Origin of the sequence: Acinetobacter sp. VT 511, from assembly GCF_001077515.1 — a bacterium.
GTDB classification, from domain to species: Bacteria; Pseudomonadota; Gammaproteobacteria; order Pseudomonadales; family Moraxellaceae; genus Acinetobacter; species Acinetobacter schindleri.
The window spans coordinates 1-1,327 of sequence record NZ_LFRE01000069.1 but is presented as its reverse complement, the minus strand read 5'-3'; the positions used below and the strand labels follow the sequence as shown (position 1 = coordinate 1,327).

Here is a 1,327-nt window from a genome sequence, read left to right as displayed (position 1 = left end):
TGGGGGTGGAAGTGCAGCAATGCATGGAGCTGACCAGTACTAATCGGTCGAGGGCTTATCCAATAGCAAGTTGTAATTCGCGTGTTTCGTTTCGAATCTAGTTTTCAGAGAACGATCTCTGAATGTAAGCTATGCTATGCGTTTGGTGGCGATGGCGGAGGGGTTCCACACGTACCCATCCCGAACACGACCGTTAAGCCCTCTAGCGCCGATGGTACTTGGACCGCAGGGTCCTGGGAGAGTAGGACGCCGCCAAGCAAAGAACCACTGCCGATGTTATTCGGTGGTGGTTTTTATTTGTTTATAAGGATTAAATATGATAAGTGGAAGCTCTGACATGATCGATACTGGAAGGTAACATTTTTGTTACGGATAACAGCGGCAAAACCAGTATAATAGGACTATGTTAAATATGCTAAAAGTACCTGACCACAGAGCTGGAATGTGCAGCTGTGAAAAGGAGGGTGTGTGTGTTAAGTTGGCGGAGACTTGGACTACAATCATTTCTGTTGCTTTGTCTGACCGTTGTTCTAGCAGACCAATAAACCAATTACCAAAATAATACCGATGAACACACTGAGGCCGAACCATCCTGTATTTTCCCAGACCAAACCACACGAGCTGCCAAGGACACTGGATCCAAGATAGTAGCAGAATAAATAGAGTGATTATCCTACAGCACGATATTGTAAAGATTGTACAGATACCCAGCTGCTGGCTATCGAATGTGCAGCAAAAAATGCAAATGTAAAAATGAGCAATCCAATAAAGACCAATAGCAAACTGTTAACTAACATCATCCCTAATCCCAGTAACATGCTGACAAGCATGGTTACCACTACCTGGAAACGTCCAGACTTCTGGCTCCAGCGCGCAGCACGAGGTGAGCTATAGATTCCTGCCAGATAGGTGTCCGAAATTTCACCAAAGGGCGGCTCGCACAAATGGAGCGCGAAGTTCGAAAAGGGCACGGCCGCCGGCGAATGGACCGTCAAGATCAGCGACGAGAAGGGCCTGGTCGCGACCAAGAGCCTCAAATTCATCGGTAGCATCATCGATCCCAGCGCCGCCAAGATCGAAGTCGAGGATACCACCAACAACTTCAAGGTGACCTTGGATTTCTCGGCCGTGCAATCCTATTCCTCCGGCGATGTCTCCAATCTGCGCGCATCCTCGATCGACGGGCACGGCGTAGGCGCGCTGACCACCGTTACCGTGAACGCCACCGGCAATCTCGAGCTTGCCTATTCGAACGAGCAGAAGCTCGACCTGGGCGCAGTCGCGCTCGCCGATTTCCGCGATACCCAGTCGCTGGTCGAGAAGGATG

General features: G+C 49.8%; 1 protein-coding gene, 1 rRNA gene and 1 pseudogene. 2 read left to right on the top strand and 1 reads right to left on the bottom strand.

Annotated features, from left to right (window positions below; all coding sequences use genetic code 11):
* The first annotated feature begins 141 nt into the window (after nt 1-141).
* Nucleotides 142-258, top strand: a 5S ribosomal RNA gene (rrf, locus tag ACS72_RS10645).
* 272 nt (nt 259-530) lie between these two features.
* On the opposite strand, the pseudogene ACS72_RS18730 reads toward rrf, so the two are convergent.
* Nucleotides 531-926: pseudogene (locus ACS72_RS18730) on the bottom strand (MFS transporter); the annotation flags it as partial.
* Between ACS72_RS18730 and ACS72_RS18015 the strand changes: the two are divergent.
* The coding region (locus ACS72_RS18015) for a hypothetical protein (RefSeq protein ID WP_249888276.1) at nt 910-1,327 on the top strand (418 nt) is incomplete at its 3' end. The pseudogene ACS72_RS18730 and the gene ACS72_RS18015 sit on opposite strands and share 17 nt — an antisense overlap.